At 75.3% G+C, this 2434-nt stretch carries 3 protein-coding genes; all 3 read left to right on the top strand.

Annotated features, from left to right (window positions below; all coding sequences use genetic code 11):
- Positions 1 to 752: methyl-accepting chemotaxis protein (locus HW577_RS23645; RefSeq protein WP_232475198.1), on the top strand; the 752-nt coding region annotated here is incomplete at its 5' end.
- 75 nt (positions 753 to 827) lie between these two features.
- Positions 828 to 1802, top strand: a complete 975-nt coding sequence (gene hslO / locus HW577_RS23640; protein ID WP_198378555.1) for an Hsp33 family molecular chaperone HslO — start codon at positions 828 to 830, stop codon at positions 1800 to 1802.
- A 5-nt stretch (positions 1803 to 1807) separates the two neighbouring features.
- Complete coding sequence (locus HW577_RS23635) at positions 1808 to 2422, top strand: hypothetical protein (RefSeq protein WP_198378554.1); 615 nt, start codon at positions 1808 to 1810, stop codon at positions 2420 to 2422.
- Positions 2423 to 2434: the final 12 nt, after the last annotated feature.

The following is a 2434-nucleotide window of genomic DNA, read 5'->3' as shown; positions in this document are numbered from 1 at the left end:
CGACGCGGGACATCGCGGACGGCGCCGCGTCCGCCGCCGCCCAGGCCGCCAACGCGGCGACCGGCGCCGACCGCGCCAGCGCGAATGTCGCGACCGTCGCCGCGGCGGCCGAGGAGATGGCCGCCTCCGTGAGCGAGATTACCCGCCAGGTGGGCCAGGCGGCGATCATGGCCCGCCGCGCCTCCGAACAGGCCGGCGCGACCGATGCGAGCGTCCGCCAGCTGGCCGAGGCCGCGCAGAAGATCGGCGAGGTGGTGGGCCTGATCAGCGACATCGCCGGCCGCACCAACCTGCTTGCGCTCAACGCCACGATCGAGGCCGCGCGCGCGGGGGATGCCGGCAAGGGCTTCGCCGTCGTCGCCAGCGAGGTGAAGGCGCTCGCCGCCCAGACCGCCAAGGCGACCGAGGAGATCGGCCGGCAGATCGCCGAGATCCAGGGCAGCACCGGCCAGGCCGTCTCCGCCATCCAGGGCATCGGGGAGGTGGTCCGCGAGGTGGACCAGGTCGCCGGCGCCATCGCCGCCGCCGTGGAACAGCAGGGCGCGGCGACGCAGGAGATCGCCCGCGGCGCCGGCCTCGCCGCCAGCGGCACGGGGGAAGTCTCGGGCAGCGTGGTGGAACTCCGCCACGGCGCCGAGACGGCCGCCGCCCGGGTCGAGGAGCTGCGCCGCGTCGCCGCCGAGGTGGACGAAAGCGGCCAGGCGCTGAAGCGCGAGGTCGACGGCATCGTCGCGACGCTGCGCGCCGCCTGAACCATTCCACCCCGGCCGCCTTGGACGCGGCGGCCGGGGGCGCCTATCTAGGGGGCCGAACCTTCAGGCCCCAACGTGTCCAGCCCGACCGAACCTTCCGCGACCCCCGCCTTTCTCAACCACGACCGGCCGCCCGTGCCCGACCTGGTCGTCCCGCGTGGCGTGCTGCCCTTCCACCTGCACCGCCGCCCCGTGCGGGGCCGGCTCATCCGGCTCGGGCCGCTGGCCGACGCGCTGCTGACGCGCCATGATAACGACCCTTCCGTCACCGTGCTCGCGGGACAGGCGCTGGCGCTGACCGCGGGGCTCGCCGCCGCGCTGAAGTTCCGCGGGTCCTTCAGCCTGCAGGCCAAGGGCGACGGCGCCGTGCCGATGCTGCTCGCGGACTGCACAGATACGGGGGCGCTGCGTGGCTACGCGCGCGCCGACGCCGCACGGCTCGCCTCCCTGCTGGCCGAAGGCGGCGCGCCCGGCGCGGCCGCGCTGCTCGGTCAGGGCTATCTGGCCTTCACCTGCGACCAGGGGCCGGACATGGACCGCTACCAGGGCATCGTCGCGATCGAGGGCGACAGCCTGACCGAGATGACGGGCGCCTATTTCCGCAGCTCGGAACAGCTCGCCACGCATGTCCACCTGGCCTGCGCGGAAACCCCCGCCGGCTGGCGCGCCGGCGCGCTCATCCTGGAACGCGTCGCCGGCGCCGGCGGCATCGGGGAGGAGATGGACGCGGATGCGCAGGAGGATGCCTGGCGCACCGCGGTGGCACTCGCCGCGACGCTGACGGATGGCGAGTTGCTCGACGACGCCCTGCCGGGCGAGCGGCTCCTGCACCGCCTGTTCCACGCGGAAGGACTGGCAGTCGACCGCGCCCGCGCGCTGTCCTACGGCTGCCGCTGCTCGCGCGCGCGGCTGGCCGGCGTGCTCGGGGGCTTCGGTGCGGAAGACCTCGACCACATGGCGGAGGAGGGGACCATCACCATGACCTGCGAGTTCTGCAACATCGGCTTTCGCTTCGACCGGGCCGAGATCAGCGGCGCCGTGGAGCGCTGAGCCCGATGTCCCTGCCCCGCCGCGCCGTGCTGCCTGTGCTGCTCGCCACCGCCGCCTGCGGCGGGGGGGAAGCGCCGCCGCCGCCCTCCAGCCCGCCCTCCTACAGCCACCTGACGCCGCTGCGCATCTCGGTGGAGCGGCTCGAGTTCGTCCCGCCCGAGCCATCAGCGCTGCGCGCCATGCCGCCGGCGCCGCTGCTGCCGGCCGATGTGGTGCGCATCATGGCCCAGGACCGGCTCTCTGCCGCCGGCGGCCCGGGGGTGGCGCGCTTCCGCATCCTCGCCGCGACGCTGGTCCGCGAAAGCAGTTCGGGCGGTGTCTTCACCGGCGGGTCCGAACGGGTCACCTGCACGCTGCGCTGCCGGCTCGAGATCGTTTCCCCCGAAGGCCAGCCGGCCGGCTTCGCCGAGGCCGAGGTGCGCCGGATGATGACCGGCCCCGCCGGCAGCGAGTCCGAGCGGATCCGCCGCGCGGACGAGATCGTCCGCCAGGCAGGGCGGGACCTGAACGTGGAGTTCGAGTTCCAGCTGCGGCGGAACCTGCGCGCCGTGCTGGCCGCGCCGGCCGCCCCCACGCCCGCCACGGCGCCGGTCGCGGCCGAGCCCCTGCCGCGGGTCTGATCGCGGCCGGGC

It is taken from the genome of Neoroseomonas rubea (genome assembly GCF_016106015.1).
Taxonomy (GTDB): Bacteria; Pseudomonadota; Alphaproteobacteria; order Acetobacterales; family Acetobacteraceae; genus Neoroseomonas; species Neoroseomonas rubea.
Note: the sequence above shows the minus strand (reverse complement) of the source record. Positions and strands in the feature narration are given on the sequence as shown.

Excerpts from the sequence above, each read along its gene's own strand:
- HW577_RS23635 (WP_198378554.1), top strand. The coding sequence starts at position 1,808 with ATGTCCCTGCCCCGCCGCGCCGTGCTGCCTGTGCTGCTCGCCACCGCC.